This window comes from Endozoicomonas montiporae CL-33, assembly GCF_001583435.1.
Lineage (GTDB): Bacteria > Pseudomonadota > Gammaproteobacteria > Pseudomonadales > Endozoicomonadaceae > Endozoicomonas_A > Endozoicomonas_A montiporae.
In genome coordinates this window covers 3,562,514-3,581,137 of the sequence record NZ_CP013251.1, presented here as the reverse complement: position 1 = coordinate 3,581,137, position 18,624 = coordinate 3,562,514, and the positions used below count along the sequence as shown (strand labels likewise).

Below are 18,624 nucleotides of genomic sequence, written 5' to 3'. Positions count from 1 at the left end.
TTTTATAGTCTTTTTAGTTGCGTGGTTTTAAACAGTTTCTATATTTTGACCGGCATAAAACCGGGCAGTCCATTCAGTCGATAATAGAATTTCAGCCGGTCACCGCTGTTGACCAGCAGGTCGCCCGGTTTTGATTCTTTTGGTATGAAATTTATACACATCTGCATATCAGGCAGTGGATGGGTAATACCGGAGTCGTATTCGCCAATCACTTCCTGACTTCCCTCATATTCACCGGTGATAACCCTCGTGCAGATCAACAGGAGAGGTTGTTTTATCGTATCCGGCAGATCAGGCAGAGGGACGGTACCGCATTCAATCAGGCTGGTGAATTGATCAATTTTTTGTTCTTTAAGCTGACGAAGGCTGTCAGGTGTCAGGTTCAGAATGTCTCCCAGCACAACTCTGTGTTTCAGGGATTCCGGACTCATATTGGCTTCAAACACTTTTCCCGATTTACCCCGCCACTGTTCGATATATTCCTGTTGTCCTTCACTGATGACTGCCGTCAGGCGGATTTCATTAGGTATGAAACAACCATCGGGTTCAATCATATTGGCAAAATGTCGCGCCAGAGCCAGATGCCCTTCCCGGCTGAAGCCGTGTTGCATGGCCTCCAGTACTACCATGTGAACCGGTTCGGTTGTCTGATACTCACAGCCATCCAGCAGCTGAATGTCTCGAATAAACGACCTGATCTGCAAAGCATCAATAAGGGCATGAAGACTGGCTATAGCCCCCGGCTGACTATCAATCAGCGTAATCTGCACATCCTGTTCACTGTACAGTTCCTTTTGCTTGTAATAGCCAATAAGCGGTATCAGTAAGGGGGCAAACGGGCCACAGGCCGGATAGACAATGTTCAGCGAACCCGACACCCGCTTGCGTAAATTTGCAATGCCGTGGTCAATAGCCCGGAGAAAAGCCCGGACACGCAGGCTGTCTTTTACCGTTGTAATGCAATAATCGGGAGACATCACCAGCCCGTGTCGGCCAATAAACTGTCGTTTACGCAGCTCGGCAGGAATGTTGGCATGGTGGTAAACGGTCTGCTGGCATTCAAACAGTGTTTCCAGCTTTTGATCCAGACAGGCTTTATCAAACGGCGCGTGAAGAATGTGCTCAACCGTGTCTAACGCGCAGCTCAGCAGGTTGTCGGCCCTGTTTGCATTAGGTGGTTCCTTCAGCTGAATGGCATTCAGTTTTTGCCGTAGCAGGTCATTAAGAGAACCTGTCACTGCAGCAGGTTCCTCATAAACTCCTGAAAAAGACGGAGGCAGCTTCGTACTCATGGACGCTCCGTTAGTTTCTGGAAGGGTATATACCGTCAGTGCAGAGGATGTAATTAATGGCAAGAATGGGCTGCATGATACTGAAGGCTTGTGAGCCGCCGTTAGCAACAACGTCAACAGTACCACCGGTAATACCGCCACCGCCTCCTTCTATAGCGATATCAATCGCACCGGTTGCCATCGTTGTATTGGCAGTTGAAGAGTAGCCGCCCGTGGTCAGATCCCTTCCAAGGCTTGCATTTGCCCAGTAGCCATTATGCGGAATATCTGAGTCGCCTTTACCGTCAAAGGCATTCACAGTAGCTGTTGCGGTAATGGGATCACCAGCAGTACCTCCAGTACCTGTAAACGTGGCAGTGTGGGTGTGCACAGGCATTTGGGCAATGGTTAGCTGGTGTAGCTCTTGTCCCGCTCTTTCTCCGGTTACGAAAAATGTCAGCCCGGGCCCTTTGCCACTGCCGACAGGGGCGCGACTTCTGAAATCAGGCACAGCAAAATTATTGCGACCATCGCCGCCCCACATGGTGCCCAGAATGGAGTACAGAGTCTGATTATCGGCTATGGCTATCAGCTGACCATGACAAAAGGTCCAGTCTCTTGGTGCATAATTGCCGCCAAAGTTCATGACAGCACCAATCATAAATTCCATGTCCACTCCCGCTAAAATAACCTGTATTTCGTTGAGAGCCGTAATGCTTCCCTGCCAGACATCTGCAAAGTATCGACTCGATTTCGTACCTGCAATGGAATGATCGATGGACCTAAAGGCAATATTGATTGAGTTCCAGATGCAGAACGGATATTAGATCATCAAATAAACAGACGACTCAAGGCACCTGACATCGATATAGTTTTGCCTGTTCTTGAATGGTTGTTTATTATTCAGTCATAACAGAACCCTGAATGTCAGAGCTTTTACCATCTGACACTATAAAAACCGGGCAAATAACATGGACGCACGACTCATTCGCCATCTGGCGTCATTATGGCGTAGAAGCCGCCACTCACCGGCTGTTTCGACAGCTCCCTCTCTGGTTATTCCCAGGTCTCCTGGTTTTGCTCTGGAACCCCGTATCATGCTCGATGCGGCCTTGATCGATACCGGAGCAGAAGCGCTAAACGACCCCAATATCCAGCAGAATAAGACAGGGAGTGAACCTCAGGCCAACAATGCTGAACTGGCCGAAGCCCTCGACTCATTGAACCCTCCGGCAACCAGTAACAGCGTTATCCTGATTGACCCTTCCGTGCCTGATTACGAGGCACTGCTGGCGAATGTGCCTGAAAACACCGATGTTCACCTTCTTTCTGCTTCCGCTTCTCTGGCAGAAATTGCCGATGTGCTTGCCAATTATCAGAACCTTGATGCAGTTCACATTATTTCCCATGGCAGTAGCGGCGCTTTGTTTCTCAGTGGAGAAACGGTTAATTCTGAATCTGTTGAATTACATCAGGAAACTCTGGCTGCTATTGGTCAGTCCTTAAATGAAGAAGGCGATATTCTTCTTTATGGCTGTAATGTAGGCAGTGATGGTGCGGGTCTTGCCTTTATTGAGCGCCTGTCAGAACTGACAGATGCGGATGTTGCAGCTTCGGATGATATGACCGGCTCTTTGAGCCGGGGTGGGGACTGGGATCTCGAAGTGACAACGGGTGAGTCTTCTCAGACCCCGCTAGAGTTTGCAAGTTATCAGGGGGTCTTGCCAACCATTGGTTTTGATGGTTTTGTTGCTCCTTCTGCAAACCAGCCATTAGTTGGTTACTCCGAAGCAGGAGTAACAATAGACATAAGTACGACTCAGCAGGGGCTTTACGAATTTAATAAATACACAGGTGGAACCGGAGCATTAAGTGGTGCTTATATTGACCTTTACCATAGGAATCCGGGGGGGGATATAACGGTTACCTTTGACTCTTCTGTAGACCTGACAAGTATTGTTCTGGGCAGTGCATTTGATGATTATGTGATGACGTTGACCCCAATCGGTGGGGCTAACGCTTCTGTAACGACGGGGACTATCGTGGGAGGGATAGGAGGAGCAACTATGGTTTCTCTGAACTGGTCCTCTGTTACAGGGTTTACGATTGAAGGGGCAGATTGGGGCGTATATCTGGATAACTTTGTTCTGGCTGATGCAGCTCCTGCCAACAGTGCCCCCAGCCTGACAGGTCTCCCTTCCCATATTACGGTCACTGAAGACACTCAAAGTAATCTTGATTTATCGGCCGCGACATTTTCTGACGCCAATGGCGATACCATTACGGTTACTCTTACTCTTGATTCCGGCAAGTTCTCGTCGCTGGCGGATGGTATAGGTGTAGGCTCGGGTGTCACTGAAATAAAAGTCAGTGATACAGAAATTACTCTGCAAGGTCTCGCTGAGGACATCAATTCGTATCTGGATACAGCCAGCAATATTCAATACACCGGCGCAGAGAACGACAGTGGCAATGAAGCTGCCACTCTTACGGTATCTGCAACAGACGGTTCCGACGCTATGGATCAGGCGTCGGCAAAGATTAATATCACCGCTGTAAACGATGACCCCACAGCTGATTCGCCAGCCAGTGTGACGGTTACAGAAGATACTTCTAGTAACCTGGATCTATCAGCACTCTCGTTTGGTGATGAGGACAATTTCAGTAATCTGACAGTGACGCTGACCGTTGATCATGGGGCGTTTGATTGGCTGGTTAACCTCCCTTTGACATACGGTGTTGATGCAACACTGGTCAATAGCAAAACCGTCACCCTTGAAGGCACTGAGGCCAAAATTAATGATTATCTGGATGGTGTATCGAATATCAGATACATCGGGGCTCAGAATGCCAGTGGATTTGGTGCTGACAGTATCACGGTGACGGCAAATGATGGCAATGGTTCAGGCGATGTGAATCTGGGTACCATCAACATTAATATCACGGCAGTGAATGATATCCCTGTTGTTGATTCAGATCCTGATAATAGCTCCGGTGGTGTTGACGGATACAAAACAACCTTTGCTGCAGGCAGCTCTTCCGGTGTTACGGTTGTAGACACCGATTTCACGATTACCGACGTTGATGATACGAATCTTGCCAGTGCCGTCATTACTCTGGGTGGCGTTAAAAATGATGGCAATGAAAGCATCAGTATTGATGGTATGCCAGCCAGCGTGAATGACATTACCATTACTTATACATCGGCTACCCAGATCAACCTGTCGGGGTCAGCAACAAAGGCTGACTATGAAGCTGTTATCAAGCAGGTGAAATACAGCAACAATGCGGCGGCTGTCAGCACGACAGCCGGAGACCGAACCATCAACATTACCGTGAATGATGGTGAAGACCCTTCCGCTTCTGAAGAGTCTACGGTTTCCGTTATCTCGGCTCCCATTGTGAACGTTGGCTCAGGTGCAACCTATGTCGAGAATGATTTGAATACACCGGTATCGCTTGTCAGTGCCAGTGCCAGCATCACGGATATCGACAGCGCTAATCTGAATGGCATGGTAATTAATATCAGCAATGCCAAAACAGGGGATAAAATCAGCCTGTTTGGTAGGTCTGACGGTCAGACGGTGAATGGTATTTCCATCACTTATAACAGTGATAGCCAGATTACACTCGCAAACTCGGCGACAAAGGCAGACTACCTGAGTCTGTTAAAAGAGCTTCAGTTCAGCAATAGCAGTCAGAATCCTGATACCACCAATCGTACTCTCTCTATTTTAACGACCGATACCGACAATAACACTGGCACTACCAGTACGACGGTTGTTGTTCAAGGTGTTAATGATGACCCGGTAGCCACCAATGACACAGGCAGCGTTAATGAAGATGCGACGCTGACGATAACCAAAGCAAACGGTGTCGTTGACAGCCATGGCAGTGATGATGATGGTGACAGTCTTACTGTTAGCGCGGTTCGCACCGGAGCAGAATCGGGCAGTGGTACTTCTGGTACAGTCGGAACCGGACTGACAGGCACTTATGGCACATTAACGCTGAATGCAGACGGCAGTTACAGCTATGTAGCGGATCAGGCGGCAGCGGATGCATTAAATATCAATGAGGATGCTACAGACATCTTCACCTTTACCCTCAGTGATGGTCAGGGCGGTACCGATACCGCCGAAATAGTGATCACGGTTAATGGCACCAATGATGCCGCGGTGCTCAGTGTTGGCAATAAGTTGCTAACAGAAACCAATGCGATTTTGAGCACCAGTGGAACGCTGACCAATAGCGATGTTGATAATGCCAATGCCTTTCAGACTCAAACCAATGAGGCAGGTAACTACGGCACGTTCAACATTGGCACTGATGGTGCCTGGAGCTATGTGGCTAACAGTGTATTCGACAGTTTAGATGCCGGAGATGTAATCAGCGATACCTTTTCTGTCACAGCTGCCGATGGCACTCAAACCAGTGTCAAGGTGATTATTAGTGGTAGTAATGATGCTTCGGTGGTGAGTGGTACCTATACCGGAAGCGTCACCGAGGGTGATGCAGGTGATGCTCCTGTCACCGCAACAGGGTCATTGAGTATCAGTGATGTGGATGACGATGATGCACCATCGTTTGCCGATCGCGCAGCCATTGCGGGTGATCAGGGCTATGGCTCTTTTGTTCTGAGTGCAGGGCAGTGGACGTATACGTTGGATCAATCCAAAGTCCAACAACTGAGCACAGGACAGCAGGTCAGCGACAGCATTGACTTCACTGCCACTGATGGCACAGTTCAAACCATCACAGTGACGATTACCGGTACAAATGATGCCGCGGTTGTCATCAGTGCCGATGTACCAATGTCAGAAACCAACGAAGCTGTGAGCACTGGCGGAACACTGACGAGTAATGATGTTGATAACGCGAACACTTTCGAGCCCCAAAGCAATGTAGCGGGCAGTTACGGCACATTTAATATCGACGTTAATGGCAACTGGACGTACGTCGCTAACAGTGCATTCGATGCTTTAGATGCAGGTGACAGTGTCAGCGATAACTTTGTTGTAAAATCGACTGACGGGACAGAGACCCGTGTCAAAGTAACGATTAATGGTAGCGATGATGTTTCAGTCATCAGTGGAACCTTCACAGGTACTGTTACCGAGGGAAGTGCAGGTAGTCCAGCAGCCTCCGTTACAGGAACTCTGGACATCAGTGACCCGGACACTAGTGATAATCCGTCGTTCGCAGATCAGGCTGCTGTTGTAGGCGATCAGGGCTACGGTTCTTTTGCATTAAATGAAGGACAGTGGATCTACACACTGAACCCGTCGGCTGTTCAGAACCTTAATGCCGGTGAGCAGTTATCGGACACGTTTACCTTTGTTGCCAGTGACGGAACGCAGCAGGTGGTAGCCATTACCATTCTCGGAACCAGTGAAGCTCCGATTGTTCAACAACCCTCTGATACAACCCCTCCTGTTAGTGAGCCTGTTCTGGAGTTTGCACCAGAGCCTGCCATTCCTGATCCGGTGAGACAGGGTGATGGCAATATTGTGACCGCTTTGGCCGAAGGGCAACCTGCCGAGACGCCTGCCAGCGATATTGATGCCGGTGCAGGCAATGCAGCGGATACGGTTAAAAACGAGCAGGGATTAATTTCATCGGGCAGTGTTAATACCAAGGCTTTTACTGTGCAGGGGCTGTTTAACCAGCAAGGTGCTCTCGATGTGCGTTATGGTTCTAATCTGGTGACCAATATATTGAGTGTTTTGCCATCTTCTGCCCAGTCAACCAATACCATTTCGGCACAGCTAGCCAGTATTTTATCCAGTTTTGGTTATGAGGCAGAACAGAGCGAAGTGCTGTTGGAGGACGATACAGAGCTGGAAGAAGAGGATGAACGTGATCAGCCTGCGTCTGAAAAAGACGCTTCTGATTCTGACTCTGAAGGTGAAGAGCCTTTGCCGGAGTCACCCGATCGTGCAGAGATACCGACTCGATTCAGTGATTACCTCGCCCTGGCTGTTGATCACGATCAGGATAATCTGATGCAGCTGAACAAGGCTTTGATGACGATTGCAGAAACAAAATAATAAAAACAGGGCGCATGCAGTTTTTTTGCGTTCAGGGAGTGAACACAATGAACAACGGATTCAAGATAACTTTACTGGCTACGTCAATCTTTATTGCAGCCTGCTCTGTGCAACCTGTCGTGATATCAGAGCAGGAGCATCAGGCGCGGGTTGCGGAAGATAAAAGTCAGCTTTATACCGATCAGCAACCTGTAGGGGCTGAGTTGACTCTGCATCAGGCTATTGCAAGGGCGATTCGCTATAACCTTGATCACCGGCTGAAAGTGATGGAACAAGCTCTGGCGAGCGACATGCTTGATATTGCCCGGCTTGACATGTTGCCTAAATTAACGGCGAATGCCGGATATAAGGGGCGAAACAATGATGCGGGTTCCAGTTCCAGATCTTTAATTACAGGTAATGAAAGTCTGGAAGTTTCGACATCGCAGGAGCGTGAGCGGCTGGTGGGTGATTTGGGGTTGTCCTGGAATGTGCTGGATTTTGGTGTCTCCTATTATCGGGCAAAGGAGCAGGCGGATCGACTTATGATTGTCGAGGAACGCCGTCGCAAGGTGATTCACAACATTACTCAGGATGTTCGCAGCGCTTACATGCGTGCTCTTGCAGCGCAAACGGTTCTGGGGGATATCGAACCGCTTATGCAGCGAATGGACAGTGCCCTGATGGCTTCGCGCAAAATTGAGAATCAGGGGTTAAAAACACCTTTCGAGAGTCTGTTATATCAGCAGCGTTTGTTGACCAGTATGCGGCAACTGCATGAAGTTCGAAAAGATCTGGTGAGTGCCAGAACCGAGCTGGCGACATTAATGAGCCTGCCTCTGAGTACTGACTTTAAACTGGTCAGACCTGCTGATCCTCCCCTACAGATGAATATACCAGCCGATAAGCTGGAAACACTTGCCTTACTGCAGCGCCCGGAGTTACGGGAGGAAGGCTACCATGATCGTATTTCTGCCATGGAGATCAAGCGCACCATGGCAAGCCTGATGCCGTCGTTAACCTTGAGTACCCGCTATAACTACGACAGTAATGAGTACAACAAAAACGCCAACTGGTTTGATTTCAGTGCCATGATCTCCGGTAACCTCCTGGACATCGTAACCCTGAATGACCGCCTTCAGGTGGCAAAGTCACAAGCCAGTGTTGTTGACACCCGTCGTCTGGCGCTCAATATGGCAGTGTTGAGTCAGGTGCATATTGCTTTGCTGGACTTTTCTGAAGCCAGTCATGCTTACCAGACCGACAGTGCTCTCAATGATGTTGAGCATCGTCTGTTGAAGTACGTTAAAGCCAGTGCCAGCTCACAGTCAGGTAATGAACTGGACGTGATTGAGCGGGAAATCAATGCAGTGCTTGCCAAGCTTCAGCAGGGTGAAAGTTATGCCCAGCTGCACTCGGCCTACGGTCGTATATTCCTTTCCATCGGTGCTGATCCTTTGCCGGAGCGTATTACTTCGCACACCATTCAAGGGTTGGCAGACGCCCTTGCTTCCGGTGAATCAAAATGGAGTCATCTGGACGTAGAGGCTGAACAGCAGGAATGATGTTTCGAATTGCATTGGCAGGGATTTTGTTCAGTCATTGTCTGGCAGCGCAAGAGCTTCAGGATGACTTTACGGTTCGGGCAATGCTTGAACCTGTTAAGGAAGCAACGGTATCCAGTGAATTATCAGCCAGAATTGCTGTAATCCATGTTCGCAATGGCGATGCTTTTTCCAAAGGCGACAAACTATTAGGGTTCGACTGTTCCATCTATCAGGCTGGACAGGATGAAGCCGCTGCAGACCTTGGCATTGCCAGAGCGCAATTTGAGAACAAGCGGAAGTTACAGCAGCTTGACTCCGCGGGTGAGTTGGAAGTTCATATTGCCCAGCTGGAAATGCAACGCATGCAGGCCAAGCTCGATTCAGCAAAACTATTGGTTGAGCGTTGTCAGATAGTCGCACCTTTTGATGGTCGGGTTGTTGATGTTCTGGTGAATGAACACGAGAGTATCGAGCTTGGTACTAAATTGCTCTGGCTGCTGGAAGACACGAAGCTTGATGTTAACCTGGTGTTACCGTCAAGGTGGTTAGTCTGGCTTGATGAGGGCTCTGAATTCACATTGCAAGTTGACGAAACGGGCAAGAAGTATTCAGGCCATGTCGTTCGTCTGGGGGCGCGCGTTGATGCGGTCAGTCAGTCAATACGCGTCACCGGTGAATTAACCGGCATCCATAAAGAGTTGATGGCGGGCATGAGTGGCACCGTCTCCTTTAACAGGGAAAGTCAGTCTGAGTAATCACAAATCGACCATGTCATCACAGTCTGAGAATAACCCTTATCTGCGCCTGATTGCTCTGGAGAAGGAGCTTCGTCAGGCAACGAATGAAACCGAGCTTCAACTGATTATGGTGAACCGGCTGCGATCATTGATTGAAGCCCGTCATCTGATGTTATTTCGGCTAACAGCGGCCGGGAAACTCCGGCTCTGTCGCTGTAGCGATACAGGCAGTGTTGATCAGAACTCGTCGTCAGTCATGGATCTGGAATCCATTGCCCAGACTTTTCATTCGAACTCTAACCCTTCTGGAAGTCAGAGTTTCCCTTTGGAGTCTCTTGATGCTGCCGCATTGTCCCGCCTCGAATGGCTGCAGGACAGTTGTCTTTGGATACCGGTGATTCATCCTGACGGTAAAACACTTGGCTACCTCTGGTTAAACCGGCAATCCGGATTTACGGAACAGGAACAGGTTCTGGCGAATCATATAGCAGAAACCTTTGCTCATGCCTGGAAAGCCACCATGCCGGTTCGCAGGCAGTGGTTATCTATTTTCAGTCAACATCGTTTTCGTTGGGCGGTGGTTGTGTTTCTGGTTGTACTGATGTTTTTTCCTGTTCGTTTATCGGTTCTGGCTCCGGCTGAAGTGATGGCTTTTCACCCTGAACTGGCGACAGCACCGCTGAACGGTGTGGTTCGCGAGATTCTGGTTAAACCGAATGACAGGGTGCAGAAAGGGCAACCGCTGGTAGCTTTTGAAGATACCCGACTGCGCAATCAATTGACTCTGGCTCAAGAGGAACTGCAGGTTGCAGAAGCCCGTTTGCGAAAAGTTCAGCAGCAATCTTTCACAGACCCGGGCTCTACCGGAGAACTGGCGGAGCTGCAGGCAACTGTTCAGTTGAAACAGGCAGAGCTCGATTACGCCAGAGAGCTGCTGGATCGTTCACTGGTTAAATCCCTGAAAGCGGGTATTGCAGTTTTCAGGGATGAGGATGACTGGTCAGGTCGGCCTGTGCAGCAGGGTGAACGGATATTGTATGTGGCTGATCCCGGGTCGGTGGAGATTCAAATCATGTTACCGGTTCGGGACGCGATTACTCTTGAGGCCGGTACTGTCATAAAACTGTTTCTTGATACGGACCCGCTGAACCCCCTGTCCGCCACGCTTCGATATGCGTCCTATGATGCAGAAGTAACACCACAGAATGTATTAGCTTATCGCTTGAAAGCGTCGTTTTCTGATACAACGGATTTGCCTCGAATTGGTTTGCAGGGTACTGCAAAACTTTACGGGGAACGGTCTTCTCTCTTTATTTACCTGTTTCGCAGACCTTTGGCATTTTTACGACAATGGTTGGGAATGTGATGGATCATCCGTTACCGTTGCGTGAAGAGCTTGAGCTGTTCGAGAGAGAATCCGATGCCATGGGTGCTCCTTCTTGGTCGATTTACGATCCGGTACGCAATGTCTGGTTTCGGATTTCACAGGAATCGTTGTTGTTAATGCGTCATTGGCAGGCTGGTTCTGTTACGCGGATTCTCGCATCGGTAAAGGAAAAAGAAGGTGTCGCTGTTCAGCAGGAACAGCTGGAGCAGCTTTATGCTTTTTTGTTGGACAATCAATTACTGGTTGTTGACTCTAAAGCCGATACCAAGCGGTTTGTTGAGCAACAACATAAAAGCCGGAATAGTCTCTTGCAGCAAATGCTACTGGGGTATCTGTATTTTCGTATTCCCTTGGTGAATCCTGACCGGTTTCTGGAAAAGTTACTGTCGGTTGGTGCTTTTTTTATTCGTAGACAGTGGCTGGTTATTATCATGCTGGTGGCTGTTGCCGGATTGTTTTTAACCCTCCGGCAATGGGATGCATTCATAAACACAGCGGTTCAGTCCTTTAGCCCAACAGGGTTCCTTTATTATCTGATTGCTCTGGTGTTCGTTAAAAGCGTTCATGAAGTAGGACATGGTCTGGTGGCGAAATACTATGGTTGTCGTGTGCCAGCCATGGGGGTTGCCTTTCTGGTGATGTTCCCGGTGTTGTATACCGATACAACCGATACATGGCGACTGGCCTCCTATCGTCAGCGTATTCATGTTGGTGCCGCTGGGCTGTTTGCAGAACTGGTGGTTGCCAGCCTTGCATTGTTTCTGTGGCCATTTCTTGCGGATGCGGCAGTAAAAAACATTGTGTTTATGCTGGCCGCTGTTACCTGGGTGACCAGTTTGCTGATTAACCTGAACCCTTTTATGCGGTTTGATGGTTACTACCTGTTATCGGACTGGTGGCGCATTGATAACCTTCAGCACCGTGCGTTTACTCTGGCTCGATGGCAATTGCGGGAATGGCTGTTCGATCTTAATGCTCCTGCGCCCGAGAACTGGAGCAAAGGGCAAAAAAGGAAATTACTGTTTTACGCCTATGGTACCTGGATATATCGCTTCCTGTTGTTTCTGGCTATTGCCTTATTGGTCTATCACTTCTTTTTTAAGGCACTGGGTCTGATTCTGTTTCTGGTTGAAATCGTCTGGTTGGTATTCAGACCGATTTATCAGGAAGTGCGATTCTGGTGGCAGCAACGTCAGAACATCCACTGGAACCGGCGCAGTATCATTAATTTCTCTGTTGTCTTATTTATAGTGATGTTGCCGCTCATTCCGTTTGACCGGTCGCTCAATCTGCCAGCCGTATCGCAGGCAACGGATAATGTTAAGGTATTTGCACCTGAATCGGGCGGCTTGATAGAAGACGTTTTGGTGACAACCGGTCAGCAAGTTTCCAGAGGACAGCCTTTGTTCAGGTTGTCTAATCCGGACTTAAGCCATAAACAACAGCAGCTGCTTATTGAACTGAACCTTACGCAAACCCTGCTGGATCGAAAAGCCGCTGATCTGGATTATCTACAGGCGACTCCCGTTGTTTTGCAAAGAAAGAATGCATTGCTTGAAGCCTTGAGTGGAATTGAACAGCAGCAGGGGGAACTGGTGGTTGAATCGCCGTTCAGCGGTAAGGTGGTTTTCCTTGATGAATGGTTAACAAAAGGACAATGGCTGCATGCTAAAAGTCCAATGCTACAGTTAGCCCGTACTGATTCTGTTCAGATTGAAGCTTATGTCTCGGCAGCGGATTTGAATCGTATAGCTTCGGGTTACAGGGGCTGGTTTTATCCTGATGATCTGACTCAGGCTGCTGTTGAAGTCTCGGTATTGCAGGTAAGTCCTGTCAGCAGTCGGGTCATGGAGACAGAGTACCTGAGCTCGGATTACGGTGGTGCCATTGAAATCACCAGAGATCAGCAGGGTAGGGCTCTTCCGGTAGAAGGCTCTTACAGAGTTATTCTCGCTCCAGTATTCGAAGGAATCGATAGTCAGAGACTGTTAACGGGCAGTGTGCATCTGGAGGTAAAAGGGCGGAGTGCCTTTTCGCTATTCTGGGCCGATTTCTGGGGTGTTCTGATCCGGGAAAGTGGTTTTTAACCCATCGTCTGGCAAACAATTGTATCGGTCTCGTAGTGGAAAGAGGCTGTATTGTTGAACTTTCTACAGATATTCAGGGTCTTCTGACTCATTCATGTGCTTTTTCCGTAAGCCTTAGCCTGACTCCTCTTACTGATTGTTTTGGATTCCTGCTGTATGATCTGGTCATTTTTTGGCTCTGGCAATACTGCGGTCTTGGATATCCACATGACAAGAACAAAAAAGTCAGGCCATCGTGCTACTTTGCACGCAATAAATGATTAGCTTGTTGTTTTTATGATGAAAAGTAAAAAAGATCTGGATCGCCGGTTTTCTGTTGCGCCTATGATGGACTGGACCGATCGCCATTGTCGCTATTTCCATCGGCTGCTGTCTGAGCATGCGGTGCTTTATACCGAAATGGTGACCTCCGGGGCCTTGGTTTATGGTGATCAGGAGCGATTTCTGAAGCACAATGTGGCTGAATATCCTCTGGCGCTCCAGCTGGGTGGTCACGATCCGGATCATCTGGCGCAATGTGCCAGAATGGCAGAATCCGCCGGTTATCAGGAAGTGAACCTTAATGTTGGCTGCCCCAGCGACCGGGTTCAGAATGGCCGAATTGGTGCCTGCCTGATGGCAGAACCCCACACAGTAGCTGATGCCGTAAAGGCTATGAAAGATGTGGTGGATATTCCGGTTACTGTTAAGCACCGTATCGGTATTAATGGCCGGGATTCTTATGAAGAGCTGGTGGATTTTGTAGGTACTATCAAAGAGGCAGGGTGTGAGACCTTTATTGCCCATGCCCGTATCGCCATTCTGGAAGGCTTATCTCCGAAAGAGAATCGTGATATTCCACCCCTGAAGCCGGAAGTGGTGTATCAGTTGAAGCGCGATTTTCCTGATCTGGAAATTACTATTAATGGTGGCATTGCCAATTTTGACCAGATTGACCAGCACATGCAGCATGTGGATGGCGTGATGCTTGGACGTGAGGCATATCATAACCCTTACCTGATGGCCGAAGTGGATAATCGTCTGTATGGACGTTCCAAGCCTTTGCCTGAGCGTCGTGCCGTGGTTGAGCAGATGGTACCGTACATTGAGGAACAGATGAGTCAGGGGACTTACCTCAGCCATATTACCCGTCATATGCTCGGTCTCTATCAGGGAGAGCCCGGTGCGCGTAAATTCCGACGCTTTATCAGCGAAAATGCCCATCGAAAAGGCGCCGGGGTTGAAGTGCTTCTGGCGGCGGTTGATGAGGTTGAAGCGATTCGGGAACAGGCACAAGAGCGTCAGGCTGCGATGGCAACCGCTTCAGGTGCCTGAGCTTTCGTCATCATCGTTTTTATTGGATTTTCGGCCTTTTTCCAGCTGTTCGACCAGCTCGCTGAAGGCTTTGCGGTTGTCTTCATTTAACGACATCAGCACCTTGTGAGCATTCAGAACCCGCTCCTGAGTCGCGGGTTCGGTGCTGCCTTCACAGGGCAGGTCGTTCATTGGCAGCTTTACCAGGCCGTCAAACTCCCTAACCAGCACAAAAACCGAGTCAAAGCCCATGCTGAGCAGAACACGGGTAATGTCTTCCTGAGTGGAAATAATAATAGGCACAAGGTTAAAGCGTTTCTTGGCCTGTATAGACAGCTTTGCCAGTATGCCAAGGGAAGTGCTGTCGATGGTTGACGTTTCAGACAGATCTACGATCACCGAACTGAAATCAGGATCGTTAAACATATTGTCCAGAAAACTTTCGAGGGATGAACTCAGGGTCAGCCGAATTTCCCCTACGAACTTCAGCACGTAGGTGCCTTCATTCTCTGCGAACTGTATTTTTCCAGCAGTCATTCAATTCCGGGCCAGTACTAGCAAAGCGACATCATCCGGTGCTTCACGCATAGCGTCAAGCCCGAGCTTTTTGGTGAGAGCAGGAACGGTATGAGCACCATCCCTGATCACAGACAACATGTATTGCTCTTTTTCTTCGTGGGAAGACTGAGGCAGCACCTCAAGAATACCGTCGGACAGGATAGTCAAGGTGAATTGCTCCGGCAAGTCGATGGTGACATCCTCAAACCGGGCGTCTTCAAACAGGCCAACGGGCAGTCCTCTTCCTTCAATAAGGCTGGTTTCCCCAGACTTCTGCAGAATGGGCAGGGGGTAATGCCCGCCAAAGGCATAAGTCAGTGTGTGGTTGCGGGTATCCACCACTCCGCCAAACACGGCAACATGTTTCCCAAGGGCACTCTTTAACAGATTGCGGTTAATAAAGCTGAGCACATGGGATGGTTTGACCCTGGCTTTGCCACCGTGTGCCTGATATTCCTGCAGAAGATTGATGGACATGTGTTTCAGCAGAACCGTAACGAACGCCGAAGAGGCACCGTGACCGGAAACGTCGGCCAGATAAAAGGCAAAGCAGTGATCGTTGAGAGCAAAGTAGTCAACAAAATCGCCACTCAGATAGAGTGAAGGAATAATGTGGTGATCCACTTTATAGCCTTCAAACTCCAGAGGCTTGCGCGGTAGCATACGCATCTGGACTTCCCGGCCGGCCTTCTGATCTTCTTTCAGCAGCTGGAGATTACCTTCCAGAGTTTTTATGGCTTCTTCCAGGCTTTCACGGTAGCGTCGGTTTTCAACCGCCAGCTGGGCGGTTTCGAGTGCGCGGTTGATGGCGTATTCCAGCACTTCAAGGTCAACAATGGGTTTGATGATGTAATCGCTGGCACCGAGCCGCAGGGCCTCAACCACATCAGCCATAACGCCGGCACCAGAAACAACAATGAAGGGGATTTCCGGTGAAATTTCCCTGACATTGCGTAACACCCCAAGGCCGTCCATGCGTGGCATGCGCAGGTCGCAGAGAATAAGATCCGGATGGGAATCTTTGAAGACAGTTAGCCCCAGTTCACCATTTTCAGCCTGCAGAATGTTGAAACCGCTGTCTTCCAGATAAGCTACGATGCTTTCCCGAACAATGGTGTCATCATCAATAACAAGAATGGTATTGCCAACTCTGCTCATAGAATATTCCACGGCTGCTGGCTAATAAAATAAAACCGGTCTTGCAAAATCCTGTGCATAGATTGTTCAACCACCTTTGGTGCACGGCTGTAAGATACAGTTGAAACATACTCTCAACCTTTGATGGCTGCAAGCGAATGTGTATGGTTGTGATCTATTATTAGAGGGATTTATGATCGACGACAGAAGCAGTGCATGGGCACCCGGTCGGATCATCATGCACTGATGTTCAGCCGCTGTCAGAAGTCGTCGTCTTCAGGCAGTTCGCCGGTAATAATGTAATTACGGCGCTGCAGGTAGGCGTCTCGAATGAAGGAGTAGCGATCTCCGACGATCAGGTCTTCAGAGGTCAGTAATGCGGCACGGGTGTTAACAATATCCAGACCGTTAGCAATGATCCGGTCACTCATGGGCTCAACCATTTGCTTGGGGCTGACCATACTGTCCGGCACAATACCAACCCCGGAACGAACCGTTCTGGGGCCCAGTAATGGCATGACAACATATGGACCGGAGGGTACGTTCCAGTGTGCCAGCGTCAGGCCAAAGTCCTGATACCGGCGTTCTATTCCCAGTGGGCTGGCAACATCCAGCAAACCGAGCATGCCAATGGTTGAGTTCAGGCCAAACCGTCCCACCGCCGTGAGCGTATCCACCGGTTTAAGCTGCAACAGTGAATTCACGGCATTTCGCAGTTCACCAAGATTGGAAAAAAAGTTGCTGACCAGTGATTGAATGGGTTTCGGGGTAATTTTGTCATACCCTTGTGCAGCGGGTTTCAGGGCATGGGTATCGACCCAGTCATTGAAGCCAAAGATGGACCGGTTCACATTTTCCCAGGGGTCGTCAAAGGACACACCTTTTGCGGCATAAGAGTGAGAAATGAAACCGGTCAGAAGCACTGCAGTCAGGATTTGCAGCATTCGTGACAGTGCGCAACGACTATTAGAACAAGCAAAAAAAGTCAAAGTCCTGTCCTCATGTCCTTTTATTTTTCTTAAAGTAGTCCAGCTTGTTTGGCTTGTGCTGACTCTTGCTCATGGGAGCGCAGGCTATAACGCTAACAGTATCCCACTAACCGTTGATAAAATACAAATATTGCCCGGCATATGGTTTTCTGGTCTGCACAATACGCTTTATCGGTGATTATTTGCTAAATATGAGCCACCTCAATCATATCTTTAATCAGCATAAATTTACGTTTTGGTTTGCCGAAAATGAGATAGAGTTCGCTGGAAGCCTTCTTCAGCTTATGTCACTATTATTCGTTCACTAGGCAGGGGAGGAATCATGGAAGATAAAGTCCAGCCGGAATATAAAGCGACACAAGTTGTAGAAGTGGGTGGCTCAGAGGAGAAGGTTAAAGCTTTCAGAGAGGCTTACCTGGACGGCACGTTAACAGTCAACAGTTCGAAACTCGCACAAAAAATAATAGATTTTGAACGGAGTCTGGATTACCCGAGTCGCACTGACAGCAAAGAATGACTTTTAATGCGGGTTATAGCGCAGACAATGTTTGAAACCAGCACAGATTTGGTTACAATACGCAGCAAGCCAGCCGGAACTACCAGCCCGCTGGCTTTTCTATGCTCCCTTGGCACAGCTGGATAGCGCGGCCCCCTCCTAAGGGGCAGGTCAGAGGTTCGAATCCTCTAGGGAGCGCCAGCTAAAACAAAGCCCGAAGCGATAGTGATCACTTCGGGCTTTGCTGTTTTTACTGGATGGGTGTAGGTACAGGTGTAGGTTTTGGCTTTGGTCAGGCAAGTCTGCCTGAAAACCTGTCAGGAACCAAAGCTGTATGCCACCCGATACACAATGGCATCGCCCAGATTGTTGTAGCCTAGCTTGTTATGAAAGTAACGGTAGGCCAGTTCAAGACTGATTTTGTCCGTAGCATTCCACCCCAGTGAAACAGCACCATTGACGCCAGTTTTGCCGTGATTGGCCCGGGCGTATTTGCCATTACGTTCGAACTCTATTTCATTCCAGTTGCCAAGAAAGAAATTCTGTGAACCCACATTGAACCGATAGGCGGCAGTCCAGCCTAGCGCGAGACCGTTAAAACCGGAGTATTTCAGGTTGTCGAACTCATTGTTAACGTTCACATAATGACTGGCAAGCCAGGGCTTAAACCACCAGTTGTTACCTTGCAGTCCGGTATACCCGAGTCCGAGAAACTGATTGGTTTCATTGTTATGAGTACTGTTGATACTGTACACCTTGCCAAACAGGCTTAAGCCGGTGTCTGCAAGGTAATAATGGGCTTCAAGGTTCACCACCTGGTTTCTGTTGGCACTGTTTCGGTCAATGCCTTCCAGATCATAGAAACCGTAGAATTCCCCCCAGTCGAAAGCCGAGCCTCCTTCTATACCAAGGAGTTGTTGATTCGGCCTGTTTACATTTTCAGTGCCATGGTCAAGGGCTTGATAGTCGTATTTAAGTTTTGCCCAACCGTATAACTCGATGCTGCAGTTTTTGATATTTGAGGGAGAGCAGGAAATGGCAGGGTGGCATAAGAGCAGACTACTACTGCAGCTCCGAATTCAAGCCTTGCGAG

General features: G+C 48.9%; 13 protein-coding genes and 1 tRNA gene. 8 read left to right on the top strand and 6 right to left on the bottom strand.

The window, feature by feature from the left end; genetic code table 11:
• Positions 1-38: 38 nt before the first annotated feature.
• Positions 39-1,292 carry an SAM-dependent methyltransferase gene (locus EZMO1_RS16390; RefSeq protein ID WP_034877114.1) on the bottom strand — a complete coding sequence of 418 codons (1,254 nt, stop codon included), beginning with the start codon at positions 1,290-1,292 and terminating at the stop codon, positions 39-41.
• Between the two features lie 10 nt (positions 1,293-1,302).
• Positions 1,303-1,941 carry a phage tail protein gene (locus tag EZMO1_RS16385; RefSeq protein ID WP_034877116.1) on the bottom strand — a complete coding sequence of 213 codons (639 nt, stop codon included), beginning with the start codon at positions 1,939-1,941 and terminating at the stop codon, positions 1,303-1,305.
• A 301-nt stretch (positions 1,942-2,242) separates the two neighbouring features.
• On the opposite strand from EZMO1_RS16385, the gene EZMO1_RS16380 reads away from it, so the two are divergent.
• The 6 genes from EZMO1_RS16380 (at position 2,243) to dusA (ending at position 14,372) form a co-directional block, all read left to right on the top strand.
• Positions 2,243-7,321 carry a VCBS domain-containing protein gene (locus EZMO1_RS16380; protein WP_034877118.1) on the top strand — a complete coding sequence of 1,693 codons (5,079 nt, stop codon included), beginning with the start codon at positions 2,243-2,245 and terminating at the stop codon, positions 7,319-7,321.
• Between the two features lie 47 nt (positions 7,322-7,368).
• The gene (locus EZMO1_RS16375; RefSeq protein ID WP_034877120.1) at positions 7,369-8,865 is read left to right on the top strand and encodes a TolC family protein; all 1,497 of its coding nucleotides are present in this window, start codon (positions 7,369-7,371) and stop codon (positions 8,863-8,865) included.
• Positions 8,862-9,602: an efflux RND transporter periplasmic adaptor subunit gene (locus tag EZMO1_RS16370; RefSeq protein WP_082212200.1), complete on the top strand. Its 741-nt coding sequence runs from the start codon at positions 8,862-8,864 to the stop codon at positions 9,600-9,602. The genes EZMO1_RS16375 and EZMO1_RS16370 overlap by 4 nt, the downstream gene beginning before the upstream one ends.
• A gap of 13 nt (positions 9,603-9,615) precedes the next feature.
• The gene (locus tag EZMO1_RS16365; RefSeq protein WP_034877122.1) at positions 9,616-10,950 is read left to right on the top strand and encodes an efflux RND transporter periplasmic adaptor subunit; all 1,335 of its coding nucleotides are present in this window, start codon (positions 9,616-9,618) and stop codon (positions 10,948-10,950) included.
• Entirely contained in the window at positions 10,950-13,058 is a 2,109-nt protein-coding gene (locus tag EZMO1_RS16360) for a site-2 protease family protein (RefSeq protein WP_051790134.1), read from the top strand. Before EZMO1_RS16365 ends, EZMO1_RS16360 begins: the two co-directional genes overlap by 1 nt.
• Before the next feature lie 276 nt (positions 13,059-13,334).
• The gene (gene dusA, locus EZMO1_RS16355) at positions 13,335-14,372 is read left to right on the top strand and encodes a tRNA dihydrouridine(20/20a) synthase DusA (protein WP_051790137.1); all 1,038 of its coding nucleotides are present in this window, start codon (positions 13,335-13,337) and stop codon (positions 14,370-14,372) included.
• On the opposite strand, the gene EZMO1_RS16350 is transcribed toward dusA, so the two are convergent.
• From EZMO1_RS16350 to EZMO1_RS16340, 3 genes are all read right to left on the bottom strand, one after another.
• Positions 14,361-14,888: an STAS domain-containing protein gene (locus EZMO1_RS16350; RefSeq protein ID WP_051790138.1), complete on the bottom strand. Its 528-nt coding sequence runs from the start codon at positions 14,886-14,888 to the stop codon at positions 14,361-14,363. The genes dusA and EZMO1_RS16350 overlap by 12 nt on opposite strands.
• Positions 14,889-16,067 carry a SpoIIE family protein phosphatase gene (locus EZMO1_RS16345; RefSeq protein ID WP_034877125.1) on the bottom strand — a complete coding sequence of 393 codons (1,179 nt, stop codon included), beginning with the start codon at positions 16,065-16,067 and terminating at the stop codon, positions 14,889-14,891.
• 239 nt (positions 16,068-16,306) lie between these two features.
• Entirely contained in the window at positions 16,307-17,035 is a 729-nt protein-coding gene (locus tag EZMO1_RS16340; RefSeq protein ID WP_236632034.1) for an MlaA family lipoprotein, read from the bottom strand.
• Positions 17,036-17,357: 322 nt separating this feature from the next.
• Here EZMO1_RS16340 and EZMO1_RS16335 point away from each other — a divergent pair, with 322 nt between their 5' ends.
• Both EZMO1_RS16335 and EZMO1_RS16330 read left to right on the top strand, forming a co-directional pair.
• The gene (locus EZMO1_RS16335; protein ID WP_034877131.1) at positions 17,358-17,552 is read left to right on the top strand and encodes a flagellar biosynthesis anti-sigma factor FlgM; all 195 of its coding nucleotides are present in this window, start codon (positions 17,358-17,360) and stop codon (positions 17,550-17,552) included.
• Between the two features lie 103 nt (positions 17,553-17,655).
• Positions 17,656-17,732: transfer RNA gene (locus EZMO1_RS16330), tRNA-Arg, on the top strand.
• 116 nt (positions 17,733-17,848) lie between these two features.
• On the opposite strand, the gene EZMO1_RS25755 is transcribed toward EZMO1_RS16330, so the two are convergent.
• A complete protein-coding gene (locus EZMO1_RS25755) occupies positions 17,849-18,436 on the bottom strand; it encodes an outer membrane protein OmpK (RefSeq protein ID WP_420809946.1) in 588 nt (195 codons plus the stop codon).
• Positions 18,437-18,624 lie beyond the last annotated feature (188 nt).